General features: G+C 64.5%; 27 protein-coding genes and 1 tRNA gene. 10 read left to right on the forward strand and 18 right to left on the reverse strand.

Annotation, left to right across the window (positions count from 1 at the left end):
• Positions 1-3 precede the first annotated feature (3 nt).
• Entirely contained in the window at positions 4-615 is a 612-nt protein-coding gene (gene coaE, locus QRO93_RS08755) for a dephospho-CoA kinase (RefSeq protein WP_180879209.1), read from the forward strand.
• A 318-nt stretch (positions 616-933) separates the two neighbouring features.
• Positions 934-1,392, forward strand: coding sequence for a pentapeptide repeat-containing protein (locus QRO93_RS08760; RefSeq protein ID WP_180879211.1), 459 nt, complete (start codon positions 934-936; stop codon positions 1,390-1,392).
• A 207-nt stretch (positions 1,393-1,599) separates the two neighbouring features.
• Here QRO93_RS08760 and QRO93_RS08765 read toward each other — a convergent pair whose 3' ends face one another.
• From QRO93_RS08765 to rimK, 14 genes are all read right to left on the reverse strand, one after another.
• The gene (locus tag QRO93_RS08765) at positions 1,600-1,986 is read right to left on the reverse strand and encodes a hypothetical protein (protein WP_180879213.1); all 387 of its coding nucleotides are present in this window, start codon (positions 1,984-1,986) and stop codon (positions 1,600-1,602) included.
• Between the two features lie 429 nt (positions 1,987-2,415).
• Positions 2,416-4,401 carry a DUF2235 domain-containing protein gene (locus QRO93_RS08770; RefSeq protein WP_343203059.1) on the reverse strand — a complete coding sequence of 662 codons (1,986 nt, stop codon included), beginning with the start codon at positions 4,399-4,401 and terminating at the stop codon, positions 2,416-2,418.
• A 176-nt stretch (positions 4,402-4,577) separates the two neighbouring features.
• Positions 4,578-5,186 carry a DUF3304 domain-containing protein gene (locus QRO93_RS08775; RefSeq protein WP_180879217.1) on the reverse strand — a complete coding sequence of 203 codons (609 nt, stop codon included), beginning with the start codon at positions 5,184-5,186 and terminating at the stop codon, positions 4,578-4,580.
• Positions 5,187-5,478: 292 nt separating this feature from the next.
• Positions 5,479-6,102: a DUF3304 domain-containing protein gene (locus tag QRO93_RS08780; RefSeq protein ID WP_180879219.1), complete on the reverse strand. Its 624-nt coding sequence runs from the start codon at positions 6,100-6,102 to the stop codon at positions 5,479-5,481.
• A gap of 81 nt (positions 6,103-6,183) precedes the next feature.
• Positions 6,184-6,810: a DUF3304 domain-containing protein gene (locus QRO93_RS08785; RefSeq protein ID WP_180879221.1), complete on the reverse strand. Its 627-nt coding sequence runs from the start codon at positions 6,808-6,810 to the stop codon at positions 6,184-6,186.
• Between the two features lie 167 nt (positions 6,811-6,977).
• The gene (locus QRO93_RS08790; protein ID WP_180879223.1) at positions 6,978-7,568 is read right to left on the reverse strand and encodes a DUF3304 domain-containing protein; all 591 of its coding nucleotides are present in this window, start codon (positions 7,566-7,568) and stop codon (positions 6,978-6,980) included.
• Positions 7,565-8,380, reverse strand: a complete 816-nt coding sequence (locus QRO93_RS08795) for a DUF4123 domain-containing protein (RefSeq protein ID WP_285304096.1) — start codon at positions 8,378-8,380, stop codon at positions 7,565-7,567. The genes QRO93_RS08790 and QRO93_RS08795 overlap by 4 nt, the downstream gene beginning before the upstream one ends.
• Positions 8,373-10,982, reverse strand: coding sequence for a type VI secretion system Vgr family protein (locus QRO93_RS08800; RefSeq protein WP_180879227.1), 2,610 nt, complete (start codon positions 10,980-10,982; stop codon positions 8,373-8,375). Before QRO93_RS08800 ends, QRO93_RS08795 begins: the two co-directional genes overlap by 8 nt.
• A gap of 232 nt (positions 10,983-11,214) precedes the next feature.
• Positions 11,215-11,619 (reverse strand): hypothetical protein, encoded by a 405-nt coding sequence (locus tag QRO93_RS08805; protein WP_053450626.1) that lies wholly within the window; start codon positions 11,617-11,619, stop codon positions 11,215-11,217.
• Between the two features lie 264 nt (positions 11,620-11,883).
• Positions 11,884-13,254, reverse strand: a complete 1,371-nt coding sequence (locus QRO93_RS08810; RefSeq protein ID WP_053450627.1) for a HAMP domain-containing sensor histidine kinase — start codon at positions 13,252-13,254, stop codon at positions 11,884-11,886.
• Positions 13,217-13,894 carry a response regulator transcription factor gene (locus QRO93_RS08815; RefSeq protein ID WP_005410804.1) on the reverse strand — a complete coding sequence of 226 codons (678 nt, stop codon included), beginning with the start codon at positions 13,892-13,894 and terminating at the stop codon, positions 13,217-13,219. Before QRO93_RS08815 ends, QRO93_RS08810 begins: the two co-directional genes overlap by 38 nt.
• A gap of 8 nt (positions 13,895-13,902) precedes the next feature.
• The gene (locus QRO93_RS08820) at positions 13,903-14,376 is read right to left on the reverse strand and encodes a hypothetical protein (RefSeq protein WP_053450628.1); all 474 of its coding nucleotides are present in this window, start codon (positions 14,374-14,376) and stop codon (positions 13,903-13,905) included.
• Between the two features lie 89 nt (positions 14,377-14,465).
• Positions 14,466-14,942 (reverse strand): hypothetical protein, encoded by a 477-nt coding sequence (locus QRO93_RS08825; RefSeq protein WP_180879229.1) that lies wholly within the window; start codon positions 14,940-14,942, stop codon positions 14,466-14,468.
• A gap of 246 nt (positions 14,943-15,188) precedes the next feature.
• A complete protein-coding gene (rimK, locus tag QRO93_RS08830; protein WP_071229673.1) occupies positions 15,189-16,067 on the reverse strand; it encodes a 30S ribosomal protein S6--L-glutamate ligase in 879 nt (292 codons plus the stop codon).
• A gap of 165 nt (positions 16,068-16,232) precedes the next feature.
• Here rimK and QRO93_RS08835 point away from each other — a divergent pair, with 165 nt between their 5' ends.
• A complete protein-coding gene (locus tag QRO93_RS08835; protein ID WP_239544429.1) occupies positions 16,233-16,598 on the forward strand; it encodes a hypothetical protein in 366 nt (121 codons plus the stop codon).
• On the opposite strand, the gene QRO93_RS08840 is transcribed toward QRO93_RS08835, so the two are convergent.
• The 3 genes from QRO93_RS08840 to QRO93_RS08850 all read right to left on the reverse strand — a co-directional run bounded on the left by QRO93_RS08840 (position 16,585) and on the right by QRO93_RS08850 (position 19,721).
• Complete coding sequence (locus tag QRO93_RS08840) at positions 16,585-17,535, reverse strand: hypothetical protein (protein WP_180879231.1); 951 nt, start codon at positions 17,533-17,535, stop codon at positions 16,585-16,587. The two genes, QRO93_RS08835 and QRO93_RS08840, sit on opposite strands and share 14 nt — an antisense overlap.
• 146 nt (positions 17,536-17,681) lie before the next feature.
• A tRNA-Gly gene (locus QRO93_RS08845) sits at positions 17,682-17,755 on the reverse strand.
• A 130-nt stretch (positions 17,756-17,885) separates the two neighbouring features.
• Entirely contained in the window at positions 17,886-19,721 is a 1,836-nt protein-coding gene (locus tag QRO93_RS08850; protein ID WP_180879233.1) for an autotransporter outer membrane beta-barrel domain-containing protein, read from the reverse strand.
• A gap of 207 nt (positions 19,722-19,928) precedes the next feature.
• On the opposite strand from QRO93_RS08850, the gene thiS reads away from it, so the two are divergent.
• From thiS to QRO93_RS08870, 4 genes are all read left to right on the forward strand, one after another.
• Entirely contained in the window at positions 19,929-20,129 is a 201-nt protein-coding gene (gene thiS, locus QRO93_RS08855) for a sulfur carrier protein ThiS (RefSeq protein ID WP_008265079.1), read from the forward strand.
• A gap of 132 nt (positions 20,130-20,261) precedes the next feature.
• Positions 20,262-21,056 carry a thiazole synthase gene (locus QRO93_RS08860; RefSeq protein ID WP_053450634.1) on the forward strand — a complete coding sequence of 265 codons (795 nt, stop codon included), beginning with the start codon at positions 20,262-20,264 and terminating at the stop codon, positions 21,054-21,056.
• Positions 21,056-21,790 (forward strand): tRNA (guanosine(46)-N7)-methyltransferase TrmB, encoded by a 735-nt coding sequence (trmB, locus tag QRO93_RS08865; protein WP_010481468.1) that lies wholly within the window; start codon positions 21,056-21,058, stop codon positions 21,788-21,790. Before QRO93_RS08860 ends, trmB begins: the two co-directional genes overlap by 1 nt.
• Positions 21,791-21,817: 27 nt before the next feature.
• Positions 21,818-23,665, forward strand: a complete 1,848-nt coding sequence (locus tag QRO93_RS08870) for an SLC13 family permease (protein ID WP_053510704.1) — start codon at positions 21,818-21,820, stop codon at positions 23,663-23,665.
• Positions 23,666-23,804: 139 nt separating this feature from the next.
• Here QRO93_RS08870 and QRO93_RS08875 read toward each other — a convergent pair whose 3' ends face one another.
• Positions 23,805-24,140, reverse strand: a complete 336-nt coding sequence (locus tag QRO93_RS08875; RefSeq protein ID WP_180879235.1) for a Rieske (2Fe-2S) protein — start codon at positions 24,138-24,140, stop codon at positions 23,805-23,807.
• Between the two features lie 178 nt (positions 24,141-24,318).
• Here QRO93_RS08875 and QRO93_RS08880 point away from each other — a divergent pair, with 178 nt between their 5' ends.
• The 3 genes from QRO93_RS08880 (at position 24,319) to mscL (ending at position 25,852) form a co-directional block, all read left to right on the forward strand.
• Positions 24,319-24,600 carry a hypothetical protein gene (locus QRO93_RS08880; protein WP_008266673.1) on the forward strand — a complete coding sequence of 94 codons (282 nt, stop codon included), beginning with the start codon at positions 24,319-24,321 and terminating at the stop codon, positions 24,598-24,600.
• A gap of 75 nt (positions 24,601-24,675) precedes the next feature.
• On the forward strand, positions 24,676-25,392 hold the full coding sequence (locus tag QRO93_RS08885) for a fumarylacetoacetate hydrolase family protein (RefSeq protein ID WP_053450636.1): 717 nt from the start codon (positions 24,676-24,678) through the stop codon (positions 25,390-25,392).
• A 55-nt stretch (positions 25,393-25,447) separates the two neighbouring features.
• Positions 25,448-25,852 carry a large-conductance mechanosensitive channel protein MscL gene (mscL, locus tag QRO93_RS08890; protein WP_004154386.1) on the forward strand — a complete coding sequence of 135 codons (405 nt, stop codon included), beginning with the start codon at positions 25,448-25,450 and terminating at the stop codon, positions 25,850-25,852.
• The last annotated feature ends 40 nt before the right edge of the window (positions 25,853-25,892 follow it).

Genomic DNA, 25,892 nt, shown 5'->3' on the forward strand with positions numbered 1-25,892 from the left:
CCCATGAGCCGGTATGTGGTTGGCCTGACCGGCGGCATCGCCGCCGGCAAGAGCGAGGTGACCCGGCGCTTCGAGACGCTGGGCATCGTGGTGGCCGATGCCGACCTGGCCGCGCGCGCCGTGGTGGCCGCCGGCAGCTCGGCGCTGGGCCGTATCGCCGAACGTTTCGGCGCTGACATGCTGCTGGCCGACGGCAACCTGGACCGGGCGCGCCTGCGCGCCCACGTCTTCGCCGACCCGGCCGAACGGGTGGCGCTGGAAGCCATCACCCACCCGGCCATCCGCCTGCTGATGCAACAGCAGTGCGAGCAGGCCACCAGCCCCTATGCGATTGCCGCCATTCCACTGCTGACCGAGGTTGGCGGGCGCCAGGCCTACCCATGGCTGGACCGGGTACTGCTGGTGGATGCCCCCGAAGCCGTGCAACACGCGCGGCTGATGCAGCGCGATGGTATCGACGCCGCACTGGCCGACCGGATGATTGCCGCGCAGGCCAGCCGTGCGCAGCGGTTGGCGCTGGCCGATGACGTGGTGGTCAACGATGGGCAGCCGCAGGATCTGCAGGTGCAGGTGGAACAGCTGCATGCGCGGTATATAGCTGCAGCGGCGGAATAGCGCGAAGTTCAGTCAGGACGTTTCGGCAGTCTCCAAAGGGATTTGGCGTAAACGGCGCAATCTGTCCATGGCTCGTCCCTGCTCTGCTGCAGACGCGTCGGAGGCATCGGCTGCGCGTCCCTGATGAAACCCAATCTGGATGACACTGTTCCTGAAGGCACAATGCTGGTGAAATCACCCGCATGAAGGCCATATGGAAAGTACAACGGACCATGGGTGAAAGTAGTGCCTTCTGAAAAAGCCCTCACCTGGCGCGAAGACAGAAGCCCACTCACCATTACTTCATGTCTTTGCGGGAGCCCCAAGCGGAAAAGGATCATGAAAGAGATAAAGGACCTCAGCGGAAACGTCATTCTTACAGTCCCGCCCACGTCTGGAATTCTTGACCTGGACTCGGCCATGTTGGCGAACGCCAATCTGGACGGCGCTGAACTTGAAGGTGCGATCCTCATGCAGACATGCCTTTCAGGCGCAAGCATGGTAGGTGCCGACCTGTACTGGGCGATACTTTTCATGGCGGACCTGTCAGATGCCAACCTTCAGAACGCCGACCTGCGTGGCGCAGACCTGAAAGACGCAATCCTGCGGGGCGCCAACCTGTCGGGGGCCAACCTGGGCCGTGACAATCTGGGCGGCAGCACGCAACTGGAAGGTGCAGACCTGAGCACAAGCGTGCTGGATGGCGCGATTCTCACCGGGGCACTTTATGACGACAAGACCTTGTTCCCCCCAGGATTCCTTCCGGAAGAACGAGGGCTGTTGAAATCATCGGATTGAAAGAGACATGAAGGAAGAAGCCGTCGCAGCCCGTTGATGTACAGCGAATGCAACTCGAAAACACCAGGAGGCCGCGCTCTGCAGCGCCACTGACAATCGCAGGTCCGGTCCACACCGGCGCCGAGAACGCCTTGGACGTACAGGCGCCCGGCGCTGGTTATGATCTCGACAGGCTCAATGCTTCATTCAAGTGCACACCGCGCGGATCTATTCCAATTGCAGGCGCGCGTGGCGGACCAGCTCTCGGGCACCCAACAGCAAGCCATCAACCACATCCGGGCTGAGCTGCTGGTGGACACCGCCCTGCTCGCGTGCGGCTGCAGCGGCGTGCAGCACCTGGACCAGCACCTCCAGACCGGCCAACGTACGCCCGAGCCCAGCCCGGGTTGCGGCCTGCGCGGGGCTGAGACCCTGCGCATCACACCGCCGGCCATCCGGGCCGTCATGGCCATCCATGCGGGCCAACAGGGTAGGCAACAGGTCTTCGGGGTCATCGAGCAGGGCTTCGAGCCGCTCGGCCGCATTGGCAGGCAGTCGGTTGACGGCATCGCCAATCAGGGCGGAAAGATGGGGAAATTCGGGACGTGCGGACATGGAGAGCTCCTCGCAGACGGCAAGCCACCTGCAGAAGCAAGGTGGCGGACGGTGCGGGTTGGCGTACCGGAGACCAACAATCAGCAAAGAAGCTCCAGCGGATTCTTATGAATCCCCACACACCGCCCGCCGTTGACCGGGCACACGGTGCATTTTCCACGATGGGCCCTCGCCCACCGATAGGTAGCTGAATGTCGGTTTTTTTCAGGACGCCAATCCCGGCCGGGGCACCCGCCACGGCACAGCCATCAGGCCACCCGAAGAGAAGCAGTTCTGTAGGGGAAATCCCAAGCAGCGCGCGAGCTTGCCGATTCGTGCGCCGTCACACGTCCGTGCCGCGGCACCCATCACACAGCTGACGCAATGGGCCGCGTTAGCTGCGAGGCACAGCCGCCGACTGCACGCTGGATGCGACAACGCGCGCGATCGCTAGGCGGCTGCATCTTCCGAAGTCTGCTGCCTGCGTAGAGAGGCCTCCGCAATCGCCACACCGGGCGGATTGAGATAGCAGGTGCGCCAGCGCAGGTAGCCCCACTGCCAGTGGTACTCGCGCCCGATCAGCTGCAACGCTTCATCGAAGTCGTCAGGGCGCTGCCGCCAGTCAGTCAGCTCTTCCAGCTCCTGCACCGACATTCCCAACGGCACCCGTGGCTGGAACATCTGTCCGGAGCGTTGCATGCGGTCCCGTGCCTCCTGGTGGGACCGCTCAATCGCATCCAGCTCACGCATCCGCTGCTGGTACGCGTCACGCTCGCGCCGCTGCACGTGAACCCACTCGTCATCGTCCAGCCCGAACGGCTTGAACCACGCCCGCGAGTCGTGCACGTAGCCATCCAGAAACGCTGCCACTGCCTGCGGTGGCGCCTGCCGCGAGTCCCAGATCGATTGAATCTGGCCATCCAGCCACTGCTGTTCCTTTTTGCCCCGCAACCTCGCCTGCACGAAATCCTGCACGGGAATACCCTGGAACCGAGGCGGCGTGGCCATGCCGTGGTGGGCCGCGTAAGGTTCCTCGGTGCGCAGGCGGGCCGTAGCGTTGTTGTAGCGCATCGCCCGCGCCTCCTGCACCAGCTCGGCATTGCCGCCACTCAGGTCCGCGCGGTCCTGCGCAGGCGCCTGCAGGTAGCCCGGCAGGCGATCGAAGTCATCCAGATGCTGCCGACGCCACAGCAGGTACTGGCGATAATGGGCATACATCAGCACCGCGGTGCGGTTGGCCTTGGAGGCGGGGGTGCTGGCCGGCAGGAACGGCGCCATCGCCTGCAGGTACGCGTTGTAGTGCTGGCGCAGTTTCGGGGAGACCTCGAACTGGCTCTGCAATTCCACTCGCGCCTTCTCAATCGGCAACAGCGGCACGCCTGCCGCCAGCGCATGCCGATACATATCGCACAGCGGAATCTGCGAAAGCTTGTCGGCATCCTTCGGCGAACGCCCCTGCTCGCCGGGCGTGTAGCCGCCACCCACGTCCGAATGCACTCCAGGGTAGATGATCTGCTCGCAGTTCGCGCCGTCCACCAGGTCCACCGGGAACGAGCCACGCACCTCATGCGCAGCCACCATATGCACACAGCGGCGCACATCGGCGGGAATGCGCAGGTCTTCGGCTGTTGCCCAGCCACCGTGGCCATCGAATACCGATTCAAAGAAGCTCTGCGCGGCGCCTACCGAAGCGACCGTATCGAACAAGCCTACGAAATCGATCTGTACGGGAATGCCACACAGCCGCAACGGCCCGGGACCGGGGTCACAGGCGTCGCCGAGCCAGTTGCAAAGTACACGGGCCTCGGTAGCGCCGCGCGAGAAACCGAACACCGATATGCGGATGCGGTCTACCCGGGGATTCTGCTGCTGGAACGGGGCCACCTTCTTCGCAAGAAAAGCGCGTCGCTCCTGCAAGACTGCCCGGCGCGCCACGTGATCGGCGCGCGCCAGATGGGTTCCGCGCACCCGCTGCAACGCGCCCACCATGTTCCAGAAGCCACCAGTAAGCGAGTTGCGAAGTTCGATTTCCTCCTGCCCTTGGTTGATCGCTAGGTAGTTGGACAGCGACATCCGCGCCGCCTGCGCCAGGCGCTCGACGTCCTGTAAGTGCAGGCGGAGATCGGCACTCATCTTGCGCGCGATGGGAACAGTGGAATCAAAGCCCATCGCAGCCGTGACGGTTGTCTCTGCAAAGTGAGTCAAGAGATGATCCTGGACCTGCATCAGCATCCAGTTCACCCGACCCTCGCCGCCCCAGCCGGCTGCCGCGCCAGCGCGCGCATGCCAACCAGTGCCAGTGTCGCCTATTTCTTTCAGCGCCTCCGTACCGACGCCTTGGATGTAGCTCGCAAAATTGGTTGGCCGACGACCAATTTCTTTGGCTCGCCCTAGATCATAGACGTCGAAGAGTCGAGACACATTGCTCTCGCTCATGTCCTTACGCTTCTTTGACGCCAGCCTGTGATTACGAGTCCCATCGAAGAAACAGCCGATTGACACATCTACTCCGCAATCCGTTTCAGCCCCCATACGGGAAGCGGAATATCTTCCTAGTTCAGTCAAACTAAGTTTCGTCGCGGGATCTGAAACGGGAGGTGCCACGCTTACTTTCATTCTGGCACCCCGCCCCCTGCCGTCGCCTCAAGAAATCCATTGATCTTTTCTGAATCACGCTCGCTGTCAGCAAAATCAAGATCGTAAGCAAATTTAGGGACCCCCGGAAAATATGGCGTAGCTATGACCCTTACCTCATCATCAGGGAAATACATAAAGAAGATGAAACCATCCAAGAATGGCTTATAGCGCGGCACAACGATCTCCTTCTCAATATAGCTATGCGGATCCTTAAGGAACATGCTACTCGTACGGTAAGCAACTGTTACTTTCAGCCCCGGATGCCAAATGCGGGGGAGTGTCACGCAGCATGTACGCCCATTGCTGCTGGTACGGGGCTCCATTCCCCCTCCCCATGCTTCGTTGATGACGACTATGCCCAGCCCTTCGTCAGAATAGTTAGCAATACCGATCGTGAGATGCATTTCTGGCGGCGCATCGGTAATGTCGTGACCAGAGGTATAGTCAATAATGCGCGGCTTCGGAGGGCCCGGCGTTGGTGGACCAACCCTGAAGTCCATGAACTTCAGCACCAAGCCAGTCAAGGCAAACAGCGCCAGCCCGATCAGAGCGCCCCTGACAAGAACCTTCTTCACCAGAGCCATTCGCTCGACACCTTTCATTCAAACGCGCCCTCGGCTACGAAGCATACTGGGGTAAATGACCTGCTCGCAGTTCGCGCCATCCACCAGGTCCACCGGGAACGAGCCGCGTACTTCATGCGCGGCCACCATGTGCACACAGCAACGCACATCGGCGGGAATGCGAAGCAGACCATTGAAAGATCCACACCACAGTCGGATCCGATTTCCGACAATGAGGCCGCATATCGCCCCAATTCACTGGAACTGAGCTGCGTTGGTTGCTCTGACGTCGGAGTAGATACCCTTACCCTCACTATTCCGCCTCCTTGCCCGCTGTTGCTTCCAGAAATCTCTTAATCTTTGCTGGATCACCGCGCCCATCACCGAAGTCAGTGTCGTAAGCGAAGCCCGGATATCCTGGGGAGTAGGGAGTGGCCACGATCTGCACCTGATCACCAGGAAAGTAGAAGAAATAGATGAACCCATCAAGAAACGGCTCATAGGGCGCAACAAGAACGTCCTTCTCAACATAGCTTTGGGGATCTTTGAGAAACATGCTGCTGGTGCGGTAAGCCACGGTGACCTTCAGACCTGGATGCCAGAGACGAGGAAGCGTCACGCAGCATGTACGCCCGTTGCTACTGGCTCGAGCCCGCATCACCCCCCCCCAAGCATCATTAATGAAGACAGTCCCCAGCCCCTCATCCGAGTAATTGGCGATACCAATTGTCAAATGCATTTCCGGCGGAGCGTCGGTAATGTCGTGACCGGTATCAGGCTCAATGATGCGTGGTTTCGGGGGACTTGGAGGCAGCGGCCCAACCCTGAAATCCATGAACTTGAGCACGACACCTGCTACGGCCAGCATCGCAAGACCAAGCAGAGCAAATCGTGTCAGCAGCTTCGTCACAACCTTCAATCGATCAGGCTGTTTCATTCAATGCTCCTTCGGTTATAGCTCACGTCGTAGCCATCGAACACCGACTCAAATCCGACACTGGTCGAGACGTAGTCACTCTCATTTCGCCACCTCATCCAAGGCGGTCTCCGCGAGGAATCGCGAGATCCGAAGTTCATCACGCTCGTAACCAGCAGCCCCAAGGTCGTAAGCAAACTTTGGATAACCTGGAAAATACGGCGTGGCAACCAGCCTTACCTGATCGTTCGGGAAATACATGAAGAATACAAATCCATCAAGGAAAGGTTGATAGCGCGGCACGAGAACGTCCTTCTCTACGTAGCTGTTCGGATCCTTCAAGAACATGGAGCTTGTGCGGTAGGCTACCGTGACCTTCAAACCTGGATACCAGAGGCGAGGCAGCGTCACGCAGCATGCACGCCCATTACTGCTGGTACGAGGCTCCATGCCTCCTCCCCATGCTTCGTTGATGACGACTATGCCCAGCCCGTCATCAGAGTAGTTGGCAATACCGATCGTGAGATGCATTTCCGGTGGCGCGTCGGTGATGTCGTGGCCAGTGTCAGGCTCAATAATGCGCGGCTTCGGAGGACTGGGCGGTGGTGGACCAATCCTGAAATCCATGAGCTTCAGCACTAGGCCAGTCAAGGCAAACAGCGCTAGCCCGATCAGAGCAACCCTGACAAGCACCTTCGTTACAACAGCTATTCCCTCAGGGTTGCTCATTCAAACGCACCCTTAGCCACGGCACACGCCGTCGTAGATGATCTGCTCGCAGTTCGCGCCATCCACCAGATCCACCGGAAATGACCCCGCACATCGAACCTTCTTACGCGTGCTAAGACTTATTGATTCCTTGTCCAACGGCGCCAAAGAACTCACTCTCATTATCTCTATTCCTCTCCATCCGACTCAATGAGAAATCTAGAAATTCGTTCAGGGTCACGCTCAAGCTCAGCATGACTAATGTCGTAGGCAAACTTTGGATATCCCGGGAAATACGGCGTTGCCACGACCCTAACTTGATCGCCCGGGAAGTACATGAAATAGATGAAACCATCAAGAAACGGCCTGTATGGCGCGACAAAGATGTCCCTCTCAACATAGCTACTGGGATCCTTGAGAAACATGCTGCTGGTGCGGTAGACCACCGTCACCTTCAACCCCGGATGCCAAAGACGAGGCAACGTCACGCAGCAGGTCGCAGCGTTCCCACTGGCTCGTGGCTCCATCCCACCCGCCCAGGCCTCATTGATGAAGACCGTCCCCAATCCATCATCCGAGTAGTTGGCCACGCCGATTGTCAATGACATTTCTGGCGGTGCATCAGTAATGTCGTGACCAGAAGCAGAGTCGATGATGCGTGGCTTCGGAGGACCGGGCGGTAGTGGTCCAATCCTGAAGTCCATGAACTTCAGCACCAGGCCTGCCACAGCAAGCAGCGCCAGCCCGATCAGAATCACCCTCGTCACAAACCTCTTCATGGCGTCTCATCATCGCCATGGGGCGCATTCCTCGCGGCAACGACCTTGATCGTCATCCGATGCGCCAGCGCGGGATGGTCGATGCCTCGGCGTGCCAGACGTCCCAGCACGTGTTCCGCGCAGCGATGCACCTGCGAGGGCAGCATGCCGTCCGGGCGCAGCACGGGCCGCTGCAGAATGAAGCGCGTGATGGCATCGGCCTGGCTTCCGCTCCGTAGTGTGGCCTCCTGCGCCGCGGTGAACGTGAGCGGCCTGGCGTCGGCATCGAGCGGCACTCCCCCCTTGCCGGTTACGCACATCCAATCTCCGATGCGGGTGGGCAGGTGCCAGTCGTGTAGACCGCCCAGTACGCGCGTCCGCTGTGCATCGTCCAGCGCATCCAGCAGGCGGGCGGCGGCACGCCCATCGGCCCAGCGCAGCAACCACGGCTGGTCGGTGCTGGAACGGCCCTCCCAAATCCGCCGTAGATGTTCGGCCAATGCATGCGGGTCGGCGGTGCTGCGTAGCACCGACAGCATCGGCGCGCCGTTGCTCAGGTCCAGCAGCGCCTGCCAGCAGCGTTCGCGCACTCTGGCGTCGTCCGGCAGGACAACCAGGCATGGCGACAACCGGTCTAACCCTTTGCCGGTATAGCGATGCGTAAACAGCGGCACCACGTCAGCGGCCAGCGCGCGCAGCTGCGTCCAGGCGTCCGGCGCGAATGCCATGTCCAGCAGCGCACAGGCGGGCCGCGCGTCCACACACTGGTCGCCGGGGGTCTGCCACGGCAACCGGGAATGCCGCCACGGATCGATCCACGGGGCGTCAGCCATTCTTCGTAGACCATGGCAGGCCGGCCTGCATCGCCTTCAGCAGGCACTCCACGCAGACCGTCTGTGCGAACTGCGGCAGCGGAAACAGCTCCTGCACCGGACCGGTGAAGTGCCGGTTGCCGGCCTTGAAGGTCAATGTGCCTGGACAGCTCACCCGCAGGTGCCCGTCCTCCAGTGTGATCGAAGCGCCGCCGGCCGTTGCGATGTGCAGTGTGTTGCCTGCCGCCAGTTGCACCTCCCCCCGCTGGCTGGCCGCCACCACCCCAGCGCGCGCCTGCAGGTGCACGGCGTCTGCCTGCGCCTGCATATCAAGCACCTGTTCGCCAGCCACCACGCTCAATCCGGCACTTCCCGGATTGCGTGTGGCACCCGCCAACACACCTATGGCCTGGCGGCACTGCCAACGCCCATGGCCGGCAACGGTCACCGACGAACTGCCGCCACTGGCCAGCAACGTACTGTGCCCCACGCCCAGCTGGATCGCCTGCCCGGCCACCTGGCAGATGCCTGCCGGTGCGGACAGGCCAAGCACCGCAGACCCGGTTGCAGGGATGTCTTCGTCAGCGCCCTGCAGCCGCTGCGATGCCGCCACGCTGTCGGCCAAGGCCTGCAGCACGCTGGCACCGTTGCCCTCGGCGGCGTGGCCGCGCAGCCGCACCGTACGTTGCTGCCGTGCCGCTTCATCAAAGGAGTGCGCCAGCACGAGCGTCTGCCGCAACAGCGCGACCGGCGCAGCGCGCAGACCGGCCGGGGTGGACGCAGAGCGCTGCATGCTGTCCAGCCACAGGCCTGCCGTGGCACGCACGGCGCCCCACGCGTCGCTGCGCAGCTCGAATCCACTTCCGCGCAGGCTGCCGCGGAAGTTGTGCTGCAGGTGACGCAGATGACCCATGCTGATCGCGCTGTGGCACTGCGTTGTGCCAAGCCGTACCTGCAGCTGGTCATCGCTGTCGTCGAACTCGAGACTGTTACCGCCATGGCCGTCCCAGCTCTGCGAGCTGATGCCCCATACGGCGCCCACATTGCGCTGGGCCGATTCACCCGCGCCTGCAGCATGCCAGCGCGGGGCGTTGCCACCGGCCAGGTTGTTCTGGGCACTGCTGCCAGCATCGCTGGACAACGCCAGCGCTTCAGCGCGTGACTCGCCCCGGCCGTTGTAGAGCGCACCCATCACGATGGGGCGGCAGAGGTCGCCGTTGATGAAGTCCACCACCACCTCCTGGCCGACGCGGGGCAGGAACTGGCTGCCCCCGCCGGGGCCGGCAAAGGTCTGGGCGACGCGCAGCCAACCGCTGTCGGCCCTGCTGTCGGTGGCAAAGCCGAACCGCACACGGATGCGCCCGTTGCTGTCCATGTGCAGCGGTGCACCGTCATCGCCACCGAGCACAGTGGCCAGTTGTGGGCCGGGGGCCGCCGACCGCCCTGCCCTGCCATCCGGAGAACGTCGCCATCGACGGTCGTACGGCATGGCCTCGAAGCGATTGGCATAGCCCAGCCTCTGCGCGCGGTCGGCAGGCACGGTGTCGGGCAGTGCGTGCAGCGGCAGGTGCTGCTGCAGTTCGAGAACCTCAGGCAGCGTGTTGACCGCTGCGTGCTGCACCGCTGTAAGCAGCAACGCGGGCGCTACTCGCTGGCCGGGCTCTGGCAACACCTCGAATGCGTAGCCGGGCTGGAAGTCCGGCTCGGTGCCTTCGCCGGTCCAGCGCCGCTGCTCACACAACGCTGCCTCGGTGTCGCGCATCACCTCGGCCAAGGCCTCGCGCGAGGTCTCCCACGCCGCGTGGCGTGCCGGCGAATAGTCCTCCAATGGGCCACTGGCCACAGTGCGCACAGGCAGGCTGGCCGAAACCACACGCAACGGATCGTCCAGATCCGCCACCCGGGTCATGTGGGTCGGCACGACGCGACAGGTCTCATGCAACAGCGCGATGCCCGCGTCATCGGGCACGCGCTGGGTCTGGTGCAGGCGTCGGGGCCGTGACAGCAGCGAGCATCGGGTACTGTCGCCGAAGATCATCATCGTATGCCCGCCCGGTACATCGGGCAGCGTGCGGATGCACCAGCCCAGGCCTTCATCGGCCATCAACTGCTGCAGGAACGCCATGTCCGATTGGCGGTACTGCACGCGATAGCCCCGGCACCGGCGGTCGATGGCAGCAGTACTTCCAACGTGCCAGGACCAATGCGCCAGCGGCGCGTGCACCGAGAGCACCGTGCTGATGATGCTGGCCACGTCCTGATCCTGGAACACGCGACTGTGGCGGCTGTCATGCAGCCAGGCGGTCCAGTCGGCCAGGTGCACGCGGTACCGCACAAGACGGCCTGCGCAGGCCAGGCGCTCGACACTGCGGATCAGCCCGACCCGGACAACGTCTGCACCGTCCGGCAGGCGTGTGGTGATGCTTGCCGGCCGGGCCACCCAATCATCCAGGCTGTGCTCGCACGGCTCGCCCAGCAGATCGATCTGGCAGCGCAGACCTTCGGACAACGATTCGCTGCCGTGCCAGCGCTCTACGATCAATCGCAATGCGGTAGGGCCGCAGAAGCGATGGACGCGCGACGACGCCTCGTGGGCAGCAACGAACGATGATCGGTGATCCATGGCAGTTCCTTGACAGACACAGCACGCGAAGAAACGCGCTTTCCATGCTTCAAGCCTTGGCGGATCAATGCCGAGGACGCAATCCGAAAAGTTTCTGAAAAGCGTCGAAGATCAATTTCTGCCTGGTATTACAGCGCTTGCACGATGCATCGCGGGGGCGTGCAGCCGTTGCCGAGCCGCCAGGAAGGCGGAATACGACAGCGGCTGCGGGGCGGTGCCTCGCACGCGGCGACTATTGCAGCGTCGCCGAACCCCGATTCCTTTCGGCCTGCAACTGCCTTTGTGCGTGGGTGGTCAGCTCCCGCGCAGCCAGCAGCAGGCCATTCATCGCATCCGGGGGCACGACCTGCGACGGGCCTCCCCGAGTGCGTGCGACATGCACGGCATACATCATCCGGGTCAAGCTCGTGATTCCTGCGACGGTGTGCCGGATGCCCGCCAGCGTGCCAGCCTCCGGGGCACTCAGCCCGGTGCGCTGCGTAGAACCGTCGATGTCCATCTGCCCCTTCAGCATCGGCATCAGGCCATCGGGCCCGGACAGTACGTCCTCGACGCGCTGGGCGATTTCGACAGACAGCTGCCTGATCGATTCGCCGACCAGTTGATACAGGTTCGGGTAATGGGTGCGGTATGACATGGCGCAGCTCCTGGCGGACGGTGGGTGATCCCGGCAGAAGCATCTGACTCTGTGCTCGTCGGTCCGTCAGGGGGCAAATGCGCCAACAGCGCAATCAGATCGCCGAACCGTGAGCCCTGACACGCAACAGCGCCACAACGCCCGCGGGGATCGCGAACCGGACGGCCCCGGACGGGCGTATTCGTGCTGCGTACGACAGTGGATTCACGCCCTGCGTGGGGCTCACGTGCCGACCAAGGTCGGCACCTACCAAAGCAGCGGTCCTTACAACGGCTTCGGCGAGAACGTGAGGGTGGCGATTACGCCGCGCTCGCCGCCCGGGCGCACGCTTACCTGCCAGCCATACAGATCGCACAGGCGGCTGACGATCGACAGGCCGATGCCGCCGCCCTGCGAATGGCCGGCATGGGTGCCGCGATAGCCACGCTGGAACAGCTTGGCTGCATCTTCTTCACTCAGGCCCGGGCCGCTGTCGGTCACCGAGACCGCGTTGGCACCCACGTGCACGCGCACCTCGCCATCCTGCGAGTACTTCACGGCATTGCCGATCAGATTGCCCAAGGCCACCGACAAGGCGGCTTCCGGCGCGTCGATCACCAGATCGCGTTCGCCTTCCAGCGCCAGCTCCAGCGGCTTGCCACCCAGCTGTGCGCGGTGCGCATCCAGCAGCTGCTCGGCCACGCGCGCGACGTTGCTGGTGCCCTGCCCGCGCTCGTTGCGCGACAGCAGCAGCAGCGCGCCGATCAGGTCGCTGCACTGCTGTTCGGCGCGCTGGATGCGCTGCAGGCGCTGCAGCACCTTCTCATCCAGGCCGGGGCGGGTCAGCAGCAGCTCGGTGGCGCCGCGGATCACCGCCAGCGGCGTGCGCAGTTCATGGCTGACGTCGGCATTGAACTCGCGGTCGCGCTGCACCACCTCGGTCAACCGCGAGGAATAATCATCCAGCGCCTGTGCCAGCTGCCCCACTTCGTCATCGGGGAAGCGCGGCGCCAGCGGTTCGGGATCACTGGTGCCGCCGCGATAGGCACGCAGCCGCGCCGCCAGGTCCGAGACCGGCTTCATCACCTTCGACGCCGACCACCAGCCCAGCACCAGCGACAGCACGCTGAACACCAACACCGACAGCACCAGCGCGCGGTTGAGCTGTTTGCCACCGCGCACGCTGTCGGTCATGTCATAGGCAAGGAAGAACCACGCGTCATCGCTCTTGCGCACGGCCAGCTTGTAGGCATACGGCTGCCCCTGCTCGTCGGTGCCGCTCAGGTTGTAGTTGCCGGTCTGCAGATCGGCCCATTGCGGCCAGGACTCGCGCGCCTTGTCGAATTTGTCCGCCGAGTAGGCGTAAGCACGGATCTGCTGCACCGGCACGGCCGGGTTGCGCCCCGGGTGCTCGTAGAAGCGACGCGCGTACTCTTCGATGTTGTGGTTGATCACGTCTTCCACCAACTGGTTTTCCACCCGCATGCGGGCCCAGTTGGTGGCGAACGCGAACAGCGTTGTCAGGCAGAAGCCCAACAACACGAACGAGACGATGATGCGGCTGCGCAGGCGCCGCCGATAAGGCGTGCGCCGACGCTCCCCTTTCGCTGCCACCGAATCAGGCTTCCGGGGTAGCGATGCGGTATCCGATGCCATGGCGGGTCTGGATCAGCGGCACTTCAAACGGCTTGTCGACCACCGCACGCAGGCCATGGATGTGCACGCGCAGCGAATCGGAGTCGGGCAATTCCTCACCCCACACCCGGGTTTCCAGCTCCTGGCGGGTCACCACGGCCGGGGCCGCTTCCATAAGCGCCTGCAGGATCTTCAGTGCAGTCGGGTTGAGCTGCAGCAGCTTGCCCTGGCGACGCACTTCCAGCGTATCCAGGTTGTATTCCAGATCGCCGGTTTCCAGCACGCGGGTCTGCACGCCCTTTCCACGGCGCGACAGGGCATTCAGACGTACTTCCACTTCCTGCAGCGCGAACGGCTTGATCAGGTAGTCGTCGGCACCGGAATCGAAGCCGGCCAGCTTGTTGTCCAGCGAATCGCGCGCGGTCAGCATCAGCACCGGGGTCTGCTTGCGCGCTTCATTGCGCAGCTTCCGGCAGACTTCGATACCGTCCATGCCGGGCAGGTTGAGATCCAGCACGATCGCGTCGAACTCGTGCACCACGGCCAGATGCAGGCCGGTGACCCCGTCAGCCGCGAAGTCCACCGTGTGCCCGCGGTCCTCCAGGTAGTCACCCAGATTGGCCGCAATGTCGCTGTTGTCTTCGATTACCAGAATTCTCACTGTCACCTCTAATTGACGAATTTGCCGGTGCGCTGGGCCTGGCTCATGTCACGCTGTGCCCTGTCCTTCTGCCGGGCGCGCTCGGCAACGGTGCTGCACTGCGTCGTGGACCGGTTCGAACCCGTCACCTTCTCGCGCTGGCATATTAGACGACTATCCTCACGCGCTTGTGTCAAAACCGTGTTCACGATCTGCTGGTCGTTGAAGATATCGGTTCGCACCTGTTCAGGCATCGAATCGCGGTTCGGATGCTGCTCGACGGCCGTGCGCATGCGCACCAGCGCCTCACGTACCCGGCTGCGGTCGCTCTGCTTCAGTTCGCTGTAGGTCTCGCCATCGTTGAGCTGGATTTCAATGCGCTCGATCTGCTGCTGCAGCGGCTTGCCGGGCAGGAAGACTTCGCTGGACTCTTTGGACGCAGAGGCGACGGTGGCCAGGGTCAGCCCCGAGAACAGCACCGCCGACATCAGGAGGGACTTCATGACAAACGAATCCTTGTTTGAATGGATCGCTGACTGTATTCGCACCACCTTCACGCCAGCAAGTGCCAAGCGCAGGGGCGGCGGACGGCCTAGCGGTTGCTGGGAGGCGAGAGGTCGGTGAAGGTGCGCTGGTCATGGAGCAGGGCCTTGCCCTTCTCCTCGATGCGCCGCCGTTCGGCCACGGTCATGCAGCGGCTTTTGGGCATGTTGCTGCCGGTGGTGCGGGTGTATTGGCAGACCTGCCGGCTGTCATCATGGGCCCGGGCAAGCAGGGTATTGACCCGTTCCTGGTCGTTGAAGACGTCGTTCTGGACCTGCGGCGGCAGTTCCTGCAGCGTCTGGCGGTCCCCCATCCGCTGGGTGATGCGCGCCAGTGCCTGTCGCACCTGGGCGCGGTCATCCGCGGAAATCTCACTGTAGTCGCCGTCGTCCAGGGCCTTCTCGACCTTCCGGACCTGTTCGGCCACCGGCATCTGCCGGTCCATCTGTACAACGGTTTTTTCCGGCTTGGCGACAGCCGTGCCTGCCAGCCCCAGCAACAACGCGATCATGGTGACGCGATACATCGCTTGCCTCCGATCCATCCAGGAACGATGGAGGCCACTCTACGGCCGTCACGGCGCCTCCACAAGCGGCGCGCCTGGCCCATAAAAAAGACCCAGGCGGTGCCCCCGCCTGGGTCTGAAGTTGTATCCCGATACCGATCCTGCTGAGAGGCAGAGCTGCGGTTCGCTGAAGGCTACGCCGAGGCCGATTAAAGGCATGTTAAACCCGGCCTCAGCAACCCATGAGATTTATAAGCGGCTGAATAATCAGGACTTTTTAATCTTCTCCACGTGCTCGATGATGCGCGTGGCCACGTCCACCCCGCACGCCGCTTCGATGCCCTCCAGCCCCGGCGTGGAGTTGACCTCAAGCACCAGCGGGCCACGCGCGGAACGGATCAGGTCCACCCCGCACACCGACAGGCCCAGCGCCTTGGCCGAACGGACCGCGACCTGTTGTTCGGCCCGGCTGGCCTTGGCCGCCACCGCCGTACCGCCGGCATGCAAGTTGGAGCGGAAGTCGCCCTCCGGTGCCTGTCGCTGCATCGAGGCCACCACCTGGTCGCCGACCACGAAGCAGCGCAGGTCCGCGCCCTTGGCCTCGCCGATGAACTCCTGCATCAGGAAGTTGGCGTACAGCCCGCGCAGCGCCTCGACGATGCCCCGCGAGGCGCTGGCCTTCTCGGTGAGGATCACACCGCGGCCCTGGGTGCCTTCGTTGAGCTTCACCACATGCGGCGGCGGGCCGAGCATGGACAGCAGGTCGACCGTGTCATCGGGGTTGTCGCCGAACACGGTGACCGGCATGTCGATGCCCTTGGCGGCCAGCAGCTGGTGCGCACGCAGCTTGTCACGCGAGCGCAGGATCGCATCGGACGGGTTGGGCGTGCGGGCGCCCATCAGCTCGAACTGGCGCAGCACGGCCGTGCCATAACGGGTGATCGAGGCACCGATGCGCGGGATGACCATGTCCACGCCGGTCATCGGCCGGCCCTTGTAGTGCATCGAGAAGCCATCGGCGGCGATGCGCATGTAGCAGCGCAGCGGGTCGAGGATACGCACGGTGTGGCCGCGCGCGCGCGCCGCCTCGACCAGCCGGCGGGTGGAATACAGGGAGCTGTTGCGGGACAGGATGGCGAGCTTCATCGCGGCGGGATCGGGCGGCAGGCGCGCAGCATAGCGCGCGCGTGTGGCGGGCGGATGATGCCGTGCCCGATGACGCCGGCACCGCCGCAGAGGCTGTGCCAAGATGGCCACGCCGGCCACAGGACAGGAACACGGCCGGCTTACACAACCCAAGGAGAACCACAGATGCGAATGGGAATTCCGCTGTTGTTGCTGTTTGGCCTGGCGGGGGGCGCCACCGAAGTGCATGCCGCGCCCACCCATGCAGTCTCCCGGCTCTATTTCGACGCCAGCAACACGCTGATTGGCCAGAGCCTGCGCTACTGCACCGGCAGAACCCAGCACCAGGGGGCTGCCTCACATACCAACACCCGCTGGATCGATGTCACCTATGCCTGCAACGGCGACTCGACCGAGGTGAGCTACGGAGGCTGGGTACCGGCCGACCTGCGGCAGGATTTCTGCGGCCTGTATGACGCCTGCACCTTGTTGATGCCGTGGCCGGAACACACGTTGCCCGGCCCGCTGGCGCCCGGATTCAATTCCGACTGACCGGCCGCCCCGCGGCAACGTCTCCGGCGATGGAGCCATCGTCGCCGGAGACACTTTTCGACAGTGCGATGATCTCTTCCATCCGTGCGCGCGCCTGTTGCATCTGCTCGGGCGCAAGCATCCCATGGCTGTACAGCTCCTCAAGCGAGTTGTAACCACACACACCGGCGCGGCACATGCGTTGGAGGATGGGGGAATCGGCGCCGCACGGTACGCCCTTTCGGCAGCCCGCCAGCATCCATGCAGCTTCCTCGACGGCTGTGCCCGCCTTGTAGGGCTTCAACGCTTCGATGCGGTGGGAGGCGGCTTCCCCCATGGTTGCCGCAAGTGCCATGTAGGCTTCACCGTCGTCCTGCATGAGCACGGCTTCGACAAACGTCTTGTGGTCCTCCACCGAAAGATCCTGGTCCGCGAGGTGGAGGCCAGGCGCCGCCTGTTCGATCTGTGCAGCAAGGCTTCCCTGATTCACCGCCAGTTCCCGGTAGCGCTTCAGATTGCGGAAGCCGCTCACAACGTCCTCGGGCATTCCTTCGCATCGCGCCTTGAACCACGCCGTGCTGCGCTGGAGTGCGACCTTCTTTTCCTGTGCGATGTCCAATCCCGCGAGCGAGCCCCAGTCAGGAATGACGGCACAGTCGTCATGGATGCGGCTGAGTACAAAACTCGCGTTCGCGTCGCCGCTCCTGGACAGGAATTCAAGGTCCGCCATCAACGGCTGAACGTTTCGAGCGGTGTAGTACTTCTGATAGGCGGCGGGCGCATTTCCCGTGGCCGCCATGCCGGAGTTCGCGACTCCTGTGGCGGGGATGACCGTGGCGCTTGCGGTGCGCGCTGCATGTCCGGCTTCAGAAGGGGCCGTGCTGTCCGTGCACGCTGTCGTTGCCAGTGCCAGCACTGGAGCCAGCAGAAAGGCGTTCCATCGTGAGCCGGCCCGCATCCTCATTCCTTGTCCCAACGTCATCATCCGGCGTGAAGGGGCATTCACTCTAGTGATGCTGCACGTCGGTCACAAGGCTGGATCGACAGGCACACGAAAGCGGGCATCGAGCGCCCGAATCTGCGGTGCAAAAGAAGGAGGTGCGATGGAGCGGGCGATGGGAATCGAACCCACGTCAGTAGCTTGGGAAGCTACAGCTCTACCATTGAGCTACGCCCGCGTTGCGGGGGAAAGTCTATGCGCTGGGGCCGGTGTTGCGCAATGGTTGGCCGCGCCGCATGCGCCGGACACGGTCCGGCGCTGTTGTCAGGCATCCCAGGCACCGTGCGGTGCCCGGGATGACGCGTGGATCAGAAGCTGCCGCTGAAGTTGGCAAACAGCGTCGCGTCCTGGGCACGCTTCTGCCCGGCCGAAGCACTCAGGCCGAAGTTGCTCTGCAGGCCGAACATCTCGGTACGGGCACCCAGTACGACGGTGGCGTAGTTCTTGTCGAAGTTCAGGCCCGGCACGCGGTAGCTGCCCAGTTCCGGCAGGGTCTGCAGCCACGCGCTGGCCTGCTTGGTGTCTTCGAACTCGTGGTCGTAGGTCAGCTGTGCGTACGGCTTGACCGCACCGCCGTCGAAGCGGGCCTGCCAGCCGATGCGGCCGACGGTCGAATCGACGTTCTGGCGGTCATAGCCCAGCGCGGTGGCCAGCGTGCCGGTCGCGGCGCTTTCGGTGTAACCGTCGATCTTCACCTTCTGCCAGATCACCGAAGCGATCGGGCCGTGGCGGAAACCGCCCTCGGTGCCGAACTCGTAACCGGCGTTCAGCGCTGCGGTCAGGTTGCTGCCGTCCGGCGAACCGCCGTGCTCGCGGGTGGCCGGGCCCAGCTGGACCTTGCGGTTCACGTCATAGGACAGCCAGGTGTAGCTGACCTGGCCGTTGACCCAGATGCGGTCGTGGTACCAGCCGGCGAACAGACCGGCGGTGGTGTCCTTCTGGGTGAAGTCACCGCGGCTGTTGCCGAAGTCGGCATTGAGGCGGCCGAAGCCGGCGAAGCCGCCGAACACCATGCCGTCGCGTGCCCAGTCGACACCGAACAGGCCGGCCGGCGCCAGGCCGTCGTACAGGTCGGCGTGGTCGTAGCGCTGCAGGTCACCGCGCACGCCGCCCCACCAGGACAGGCCGTCGGCCGGACGCCCACCCAGGTGCATGCTGACCTGGTCGGCGCGCGAGCGGCCGATGGTCTGCGCCGAGTGGCTCAGCACCTGCTGCAGGCGCGGCCCTTCCAGCACCGAGACCGCGTACTGGCCCAGCAGCTGGTGGCCGGCCGTGGTCGGATGCACGCCATCGGCAAACAGATAGGTATTGGCCGCATCCGGGCTGACATAGCTGGTCGGGTTGCAGGTCAGGATGCTCTGCGTCGGATTGGTCGGATCGATCTTGCAGGCGGTGCTGGTGACGTTGGTGAAGCCGTACATGGCCGGGTTGGCGGCCACTTCGCCCAGCACGGTGAAGGTGTCGAGCGGAATGAACTCGATGCCGGCCTGCTTCAGGCCGCCGTACAGGGCCTTGTTGTAACCGGCCGACAGCGCGGTGGCGGCACCGGCGTTCGGGCCACGGAAGGCCGGGGTCAGGCCGACGTTGGGCAGGTTCGGCACCAGCACGTACTGCGCACCCGCCTGCTTGAGCGCGCCGACCAGGGCGATCTGGTCGGTGACCGCCGCGCCGATGATGGCCTGCGCCTGTGCCGGCGCTGCCGCCGCCGCGAACAGGTCGTTGGCGCCACCCCAGACGGTATACAGGGCATTTGCGTCAGCCTTGCCGCCATTTGCAGCGAGGTAACGAGCGGCCTGCGACTTCAGCGAGGGAATCGGACCCAGCGCGCCGCTGCCTTCCACCGACACGCGGGCACCGCCCACGGCGTAGTTGTCACCGTTCTGGCCGTTGCCGTTGGCTGCGCCGTTGAGACCGTAGTAATTGGCCAGCTGCTGCGACCAGACCCAGCCCGGGTTGGTGGTGAACTGGCCGGTGACCGGCTGCACGCCGGGCGGCAGCAGCGGGCGGAAGTAGCCGGCGTCGGTCAGGCTGTCGCCGAAGAACACCGCGTGGGTATACGGGGATTCGCCTGCCATGGCCGGAACCGCGGCCAGCGCGATCGCGGCCGCCATCAGGGAGCGGATCGGGCGTTTGCTGAGCAGCATGTAAAGAACTCCTGTGGGGAAATCGTTGAGGACCCGGCGGACGTACGCCGGCGCACGGTGAATGGTTTCACCGCGCCGCCTTTTGCTCACGCTGCGCCGCCGCATGGATTGTCGCCCGGCCCTGCGCCAGCGTGCTGTGCAGGACGTGGCATCTGGCGCAGATTGCAACGGTTCCGATCCCGGCGGGCTATCAGCGACAATGTGCTGATGAACATCCAGCTCAATGGCGAACCCCGTACCCTGCCCGCTTCGGCGACCCTTCACGATCTGCTTGAGGCCGAGCAGCTGCTGCAGCGCCGGGTGGCGGTGGAGGTCAATGGCGAGATCGTCAGCCGCAGCCGCCATGGCGAGCATGTCCTGGCCGAGGGCGACGTGGTGGAGATCGTGCACGCGCTGGGCGGCGGTTGAGGCCATTCCGGGTAGTGCCGGCCGCTGGCCGGCCATCCGACGCTGCCTGACGCCTCACATCTACCGGCCAACGGCCGGCACTACCTTTGGTTGCGTGACCCCATCTTCAGGCGGATAAGCGATAATCGCGCCATGAACGTTCATGTCTCCCCCGATTCGCTGGTGATCGCCGGCAAGACCTATGGCTCGCGGCTGCTGACCGGCACCGGCAAGTTCAAGGACCTGGAAGAAACCCGCCTGGCCACCGAGGCTGCAGGCGCCCAGATCGTCACCGTGGCCATCCGCCGGACCAACATCGGCCAGAACCCGGGCGAACCGAACCTGCTGGACGTGCTGCCGCCGGACCGTTACACCATCCTGCCCAACACCGCTGGCTGCTACACCGCCGAGGACGCCGTGCGCACCTGCCGCCTGGCCCGTGAGCTGCTGGACGGCCACAACCTGACCAAGCTGGAAGTGCTGGGCGACCAGAAGTCGCTGTACCCGGACGTGGTGCAGACCCTCAAGGCCGCCGAACAGCTGGTCAAGGACGGCTTCGAGGTGATGGTCTACACCTCCGACGACCCGATCCTGGCCAAGCGCCTGGAAGAGATCGGCTGCGCCGCGGTGATGCCGCTGGCCGCGCCGATCGGCTCGGGCCTGGGCATCCAGAACAAGTACAACCTGCTGCAGATCATCGAAGACGCCAAGGTGCCGATCATCGTCGACGCCGGCGTCGGCACCGCCTCGGATGCGGCCATCGCGATGGAGCTGGGCTGCGACGGCGTGCTGATGAACACCGCCATCGCCGGTGCACGCAGCCCGGTGCTGATGGCCAGCGCGATGCGCAAGGCGGTCGAAGCCGGCCGCGAGGCGTTCCTGGCCGGGCGCATCCCGCGCAAGCGCTACGCCAGCGCCTCCTCTCCGGTGGATGGGCTGATCGGCTGATGACCAATCCTTTCGACAGCGCCGGCTCCAAGGCCCCGCCCAAGCCCTTCACCGTCAGCGAAGGCCGCCGTGAAGTACGCAGCTTCGTGCTGCGCCAGGGCCGATTCACCCCCGCCCAGCAGCGTGCGTTTGACGAACGCTGGCCGCGTTTCGGCATCGACTACAACGGCCAGCCGCGCGATCTGGACGCGACCTTCGGCCGCCCGGCGCACAAGGTGCTGGAAATCGGCTTCGGCAACGGTGCCGCGCTGCGCTTCGCGGCCCAGCACGACCCGTCGCGTGATTACATCGGCATCGAGGTGCATGCGCCCGGCGTGGGCCGGCTGCTGAACGCGCTGGCCGACGACAACGCCGACCACGTGCGCCTGTACCACCACGATGCGGTGGAAGTGCTGCAGAACGAGATCGCCGACGGCGCGCTGGATGAAGTGCGCATCTACTTCCCGGACCCGTGGCACAAGAAGCGCCACAACAAGCGCCGCCTGCTGCAGCCGGCGTTCGCCGAACTGCTGGTGCGCAAGCTGCGCCCGGGCGGCCGCCTGCACTGCGCGACCGACTGGGAAGACTACGCCGAGCAGATGTGGGACGTGCTCGACGCCACCGCCGGCCTGGTCAACCGTGCCGGCCCGCGCGGCAGCGTGCCGCGCCCGGACTGGCGCCCGCAGACCCACTTCGAGACCCGCGGCCAGAAGCTCGGCCATGGCGTCTGGGACCTGTTGTACGACCGCACCTGATGATCGCCTGAGGACATCGCGCCCCACATGGATACCGCGCTGACGCTGACCAACGACATGAAGCTCGTGCTTGGGCTGGTCGGCTTCACGATGGCGATGTTCCTGTTCGAGCGCATCCGCGCCGACGTGGTCGCGCTGGTGGTGCTGGTGGTGCTTGGTGTCACCGGGCTGATCGCGCCGGAGGAGATCTTCGGCGGTTTCTCCGGTAACGCGGTGATGAGCATCATCGCCACCACCATCCTCGGTGCGGGCCTGGACCGCACCGGGGCACTGAACCGACTGGCCGCCTGGCTGCTGCGGCGCGGCCACGGCGTCGAGCAGCGGCTGCTGATGATGACCACGGCCATTGCCGGCCTGAACTCGTCCTTCATGCAGAACCCGTCGGTGATGGCGTTGTACCTGCCGGTCGCCTCGCGGCTGGCCGCGCGCACCGGGCTGACCCTGCAGCGCCTGCTGCTGCCGATCTCGGCGGCGATCGTGATGGGCGGCGCGCTGACCATGGTCGGCAACTCGCCACTGATCCTGCTGAACGACCTGCTGGCCTCGGCCAACAACAACCTGCCCTCGGGCCTGGCCACCATCGAGCCGCTGCGCATGTTCGCGCCGCTGCCGATCGGCGTGGCGCTGCTGGTCGCCTCGCTGCTGTACTTCCGCTATTACGGAGACCGCAAGCTGATCGAGGAAGAGAACCTGGTCAACGACGGGGTCACCCCGGCGCGCACCGAAAGCTACTTCGCCAAGACCTACGGCATTGAAGGTGATGTGTTCGAGCTGGTGGTCAGTGCCGAGAGCCCGCTGGTGGGCATGACCCTGGGCGAGGCGGAGAACCTGCACGATGCACCGCTGCTGCTGGCCCTGAAGACCGGCAACGACACCCGCCTGGCACCGCCGGCGGAGATGCGCATCTGGGTTGGCAGCGTGCTGGGTGCGATGGGCCCGCGCCAGCAGATCAGCGACTTCGCGCAGAACCAGTTCCTGCGCATGTCCTCGCGCCTGAAGCACCTGGGCGACCTGTTCAATCCCAGCCGCGCCGGTATTTCCGAGGCGGTGGTGCCGCCGACCTCGAACGTGATCGGCAAGAGCGCGGCCGACCTGCGCCTGCGCAAGGAGCGCGGCATCAGCCTGCTGGCGATCAACCGCGACAAGCAGGTGATCCGCGAAGACGTGCGCGACGTGCAGCTGCGCGCGGGCGACATGCTGGTCTTCCACAGCATCTGGACCGACCTGGCACAGGCCGCCAGGAGCCGGGACTTCGTGGTGGTGACCGATTACCCGACCGGCGAGCAGCGCCCGCACAAGTTCAAGATCGCGATGGCGATCTTCGCGCTGACCATCCTGATCGCGCTGACCAGCAAGCTGCCGGTGGCGCTGACCCTGATGACCGGCGTGGCGGGCATGCTGCTGACCGGCGTGCTGCGCATGGACGAGGCCTATGCCTCGATCAACTGGAAGACGGTGTTCATGATGGCCGGGCTGATTCCGCTGGGCTGGGCAATGGACTCCAGTGGCGCGGCGGCGTGGGTGGCCGGTCACACCATCGACAAGCTGCCCACCGGCATTCCGCTGTGGGTACTGGAAGTGGCGCTGGCGTTGCTGACCACCGCGTTCTCGCTGGTGATCAGCCATGTGGGCGCGACCATCGTGATGGTCCCCATCGCGGTGAACCTGGCGCTGGCTGCCGGCGGCAGCCCGACCGCATTCGCGCTGATCGTGGCGCTGTCGGCGTCCAACAACCTGATGACGGCCTCCAATCCGGTGATCTCGATGATCACCGGTCCGGCCAACTACACCCCGCGCGAGATGTGGCGGGTCGGCGGCCCGCTGTCGCTGATCTACACCTGCGTGGTGGTGTTGATGATCAACCTGATGTTCTGAGGGGATTGATCGGCAGGGCTGCGCCCTGCACCCGCAGACTGCAATCGGTAGGTGCGGACCGTTGGTCCGCACGAGGCCTGCCTGCAACGGAGCGTGCGGACCAACGGTCCGCACCCACCTCAGGCAACATCGCCCAGCCTCAGGCCAGGTAGACCTGCCCGTCGCGCACATCCACTGGCACGGCCCGCAGGCGGTCGCCCTTGCACGGGCCGGCGATGCAGTCGCCGCTGTCCAGCGCGAACGAAGCGCCATGTGCCGCGCACACCAGGTGGCCCTCGCGGCTCTTGAGGAAGTGGCCCGGCGCCCAGTCCAGGCGGCGGCCGGCATGCGGGCAGATGTTCAGGAAGGCACGCACCTGCGCGCCGTCGCGATACAGCAGCACCGACTCGGCATCGCCATCGACCACCGCTTCGACCTCGGCAAACGCGCCATCGGCAATGGCATCAAGGGCGATCAGGGCAGCAGCGGCAGTCATGGCGAAGGCTCGGACAGTAAAGCGGCATTGTCGCACGCCTGCTCAGGTGACTGGCTGCAAGATGAACACAAGTCATTGATTCGTAATAAGCACAGGCTATATTTAACGAGTTTTTCACTCAATGACAGTGGCGCGTCCCGATACTCTGTTTTCGCTGATCCCAGCCTATCGAGCCGCCATGTTCAATCGCGCATCCGCCTTCACCCAGTTCCGCACCCTGTTCGCGCCGCGCAAGCCGCGTCATCCGTTGGTGCGCGTTGCCGTGGGCCTGCTCGGCCTGGCGATCCTGGCCGCGATGGTGTTCATCGGCGTGTTCGTCGGTGCGGCGATGATCCTGGTCGGCCTGGCGTGGAAGCTGTTGGCCTCGCGCAAGCCGGGCACCACCCGTCCGGTCGATCCGACCGTGGTCGAGGGCGAGTACCGCGTGGTGCGCAAGCCGGTGTTGCCGGCCTCGCGTTGATCCATGCCTTCCGTGCCCGCTGACGGCGGGCGCCATGCGTTCTAGACTGCGGGCACGCCCTTCCTGGATGCCCGCATGTCCGATGTCTCCGATGTGATCCCTGCCGTTGCCCTGCCGCGTGTGCCGGTCGTGGGCGGCGGCAGTTTCCCCGTGCACCGCATCTACTGCGTGGGCCGCAACTTCGCCGACCATGCCCGTGAAATGGGCGCGGTGGTGCCGGCCGCCGATGACCGCGGCCGCCCGATGTTCTTCAGCAAGCCCGCCGATGCGATCGTGGTCGGCCATGACGATGCCATTCCCTATCCGCCGGCGACCGCCAACCTGCACCACGAAGTGGAACTGGTGGTGGCCATCGGCCGTGACGCGCCGGCCGGCGAGCTGGCCGTGGCCGATGCCGATGCACTGGTCTACGGCTATGCCGTCGGCCTGGACCTGACCCGCCGCGATCTGCAGGCGGCCGCCAAGGACAAGGGCCACCCGTGGGATGCCGCCAAGGGCTTCGATGCCTCCGCGCCGATCAGCGAGATCGTACATGCCGCCGAGGTTGGTGACCTGGCCGCGCTGAACCTGTCGCTGGAGGTCAACGGCGAAGTGCGCCAGCAGGCATTGCTCGACCAGATGATCTGGAACGTGCCGGAGATCCTGCATGAGCTGTCCAAGCTGTGGCAGCTGCGCGCCGGCGACCTGGTATTCATGGGCACCCCGTCCGGGGTGGCCGCGCTGAAGCCCGGCGACCGCTTCAGTGCCCGCCTGGAAAACGTGGCCGAGCGCCACGGCGTGATCGCCGGCTGACATCACCTGCGCTACCCTGCGCGCTGTCCACTTCCCCCCCCGGAGAAAAACAACAATGGGAATGCTCACCGAGTTCAAGGAATTCGCGATGCGCGGCAACGTCATCGACCTCGCCGTCGGCGTGGTGATCGGCGCCGCCTTCGGCAAGATCGTGACCGCACTGGTCGAGAAGATCATCATGCCGCCGCTGGGCCTGCTGATCGGCAAGGTGGACTTCTCGCAGCTGGCCTGGACGTTGTCACCGGCCAGCATCGGTGCCGACGGCAAGGAGATCCCGGCCGTGGTGATCGGCTATGGCGACTTCATCAATACGCTGATCCAGTTCGTGATCGTGGCGTTCGCCATCTTCCTGGTGGTAAAGACGATCAACCGCCTGTCGCGCAAGCAGGAAGCCGCCCCGGCCGCACCGGCCGAGGAAGTGGTGCTGCTGCGCGAGATCCGCGACAGCCTGAAGAAGTAAGGTCGCAGAACGGTAGTGGCGGCCGCTGGCCGGCAACATC

This window comes from Stenotrophomonas maltophilia group sp. Smal17 (assembly GCF_030237045.1).
GTDB lineage: Bacteria > Pseudomonadota > Gammaproteobacteria > Xanthomonadales > Xanthomonadaceae > Stenotrophomonas > Stenotrophomonas forensis.

Excerpts from the sequence above, each read along its gene's own strand:
- mscL (WP_004154386.1), top strand. The coding sequence starts at position 25,448 with ATGGGAATGCTCACCGAGTTCAAGGAATTCGCGATGCGCGGCAACGTC.
- QRO93_RS08885 (WP_053450636.1), top strand. The coding sequence starts at position 24,676 with ATGTCCGATGTCTCCGATGTGATCCCTGCCGTTGCCCTGCCGCGTGTG.
- QRO93_RS08785 (WP_180879221.1), bottom strand. The coding sequence starts at position 6,810 with ATGAGCAACCCTGAGGGAATAGCTGTTGTAACGAAGGTGCTTGTCAGG.
- QRO93_RS08880 (WP_008266673.1), top strand. The coding sequence starts at position 24,319 with ATGTTCAATCGCGCATCCGCCTTCACCCAGTTCCGCACCCTGTTCGCG.
- QRO93_RS08770 (WP_343203059.1), bottom strand. The coding sequence starts at position 4,401 with ATGAGCGAGAGCAATGTGTCTCGACTCTTCGACGTCTATGATCTAGGG.
- QRO93_RS08840 (WP_180879231.1), bottom strand. The coding sequence starts at position 17,535 with ATGCGGGCCGGCTCACGATGGAACGCCTTTCTGCTGGCTCCAGTGCTG.
- QRO93_RS08825 (WP_180879229.1), bottom strand. The coding sequence starts at position 14,942 with ATGTATCGCGTCACCATGATCGCGTTGTTGCTGGGGCTGGCAGGCACG.
- QRO93_RS08860 (WP_053450634.1), top strand. The coding sequence starts at position 20,262 with ATGAACGTTCATGTCTCCCCCGATTCGCTGGTGATCGCCGGCAAGACC.
- QRO93_RS08760 (WP_180879211.1), top strand. The coding sequence starts at position 934 with ATGAAAGAGATAAAGGACCTCAGCGGAAACGTCATTCTTACAGTCCCG.
- QRO93_RS08820 (WP_053450628.1), bottom strand. The coding sequence starts at position 14,376 with ATGAAGTCCCTCCTGATGTCGGCGGTGCTGTTCTCGGGGCTGACCCTG.
- QRO93_RS08800 (WP_180879227.1), bottom strand. The coding sequence starts at position 10,982 with ATGGATCACCGATCATCGTTCGTTGCTGCCCACGAGGCGTCGTCGCGC.
- QRO93_RS08805 (WP_053450626.1), bottom strand. The coding sequence starts at position 11,619 with ATGTCATACCGCACCCATTACCCGAACCTGTATCAACTGGTCGGCGAA.
- thiS (WP_008265079.1), top strand. The coding sequence starts at position 19,929 with ATGAACATCCAGCTCAATGGCGAACCCCGTACCCTGCCCGCTTCGGCG.
- QRO93_RS08875 (WP_180879235.1), bottom strand. The coding sequence starts at position 24,140 with ATGACTGCCGCTGCTGCCCTGATCGCCCTTGATGCCATTGCCGATGGC.
- QRO93_RS08765 (WP_180879213.1), bottom strand. The coding sequence starts at position 1,986 with ATGTCCGCACGTCCCGAATTTCCCCATCTTTCCGCCCTGATTGGCGAT.
- rimK (WP_071229673.1), bottom strand. The coding sequence starts at position 16,067 with ATGAAGCTCGCCATCCTGTCCCGCAACAGCTCCCTGTATTCCACCCGC.
- QRO93_RS08780 (WP_180879219.1), bottom strand. The coding sequence starts at position 6,102 with ATGAAACAGCCTGATCGATTGAAGGTTGTGACGAAGCTGCTGACACGA.
- QRO93_RS08835 (WP_239544429.1), top strand. The coding sequence starts at position 16,233 with ATGCGAATGGGAATTCCGCTGTTGTTGCTGTTTGGCCTGGCGGGGGGC.
- QRO93_RS08795 (WP_285304096.1), bottom strand. The coding sequence starts at position 8,380 with ATGGCTGACGCCCCGTGGATCGATCCGTGGCGGCATTCCCGGTTGCCG.
- QRO93_RS08870 (WP_053510704.1), top strand. The coding sequence starts at position 21,818 with ATGGATACCGCGCTGACGCTGACCAACGACATGAAGCTCGTGCTTGGG.
- coaE (WP_180879209.1), top strand. The coding sequence starts at position 4 with ATGAGCCGGTATGTGGTTGGCCTGACCGGCGGCATCGCCGCCGGCAAG.
- QRO93_RS08850 (WP_180879233.1), bottom strand. The coding sequence starts at position 19,721 with ATGCTGCTCAGCAAACGCCCGATCCGCTCCCTGATGGCGGCCGCGATC.
- QRO93_RS08790 (WP_180879223.1), bottom strand. The coding sequence starts at position 7,568 with ATGAAGAGGTTTGTGACGAGGGTGATTCTGATCGGGCTGGCGCTGCTT.
- QRO93_RS08775 (WP_180879217.1), bottom strand. The coding sequence starts at position 5,186 with ATGGCTCTGGTGAAGAAGGTTCTTGTCAGGGGCGCTCTGATCGGGCTG.
- trmB (WP_010481468.1), top strand. The coding sequence starts at position 21,056 with ATGACCAATCCTTTCGACAGCGCCGGCTCCAAGGCCCCGCCCAAGCCC.
- QRO93_RS08810 (WP_053450627.1), bottom strand. The coding sequence starts at position 13,254 with ATGGCATCGGATACCGCATCGCTACCCCGGAAGCCTGATTCGGTGGCA.